The sequence below is a fragment of the Mycobacterium sp. 663a-19 genome (assembly GCF_035616495.1).
Taxonomy (GTDB): Bacteria; Actinomycetota; Actinomycetes; order Mycobacteriales; family Mycobacteriaceae; genus Mycobacterium.
On sequence record NZ_JAPJAV010000046.1, the window covers coordinates 1 to 489 of the forward strand.

A 489-nucleotide genomic window follows, 5' to 3' on the forward strand; every position below is an offset into this window, starting at 1 on the left:
ACAACATCACCGCGCTGCTGGGGGCGCTGCCCGCTCAGCTGCCGGCGGGGCGGGTGTGGTCGCAGTGCCACTCGTTGTCCTTCGATGTTTCGGTGTGGGAGATTTTCGGGGCCCTGCTGGGTGGTGGGCGGCTGGTGGTGGTGCCCGAGCCGGTGGTCGGCTCCCCGCACGAGCTGCGTGAGCTGCTGATCGGTGAACACGTCGAGGTGCTCACCCAGACCCCGTCGGCGGCGGCGATGCTGCCCGCGGCGGGGTTGGAGTCGGTGACGCTGGTGGTGGCCGGGGAGGCCTGCCCGACCGGTCTGGTGGATCGGTGGGCGCCGGGGCGGGTGATGCTCAACGCTTATGGGCCCACCGAGACCACCGTGTATGCGGCGATCAGCGCCCCCCTGACCCCGGGTGAGCCGGTGGTGCCGATTGGGGTGCCGGTGGCCGGGGCGGCGCTTTTGGTGCTCGATGGGTGGTTGCGCCCGGTGCCGGTCGGGGTGA

At 71.8% G+C, this 489-nt stretch carries 1 protein-coding gene; it reads left to right on the forward strand.

Annotation, left to right across the window (positions count from 1 at the left end):
* Positions 1–489, forward strand: a 489-nt coding sequence (locus OQ968_RS24795; protein ID WP_324682296.1) for an AMP-binding protein, incomplete at both ends; no start/stop codon positions are given.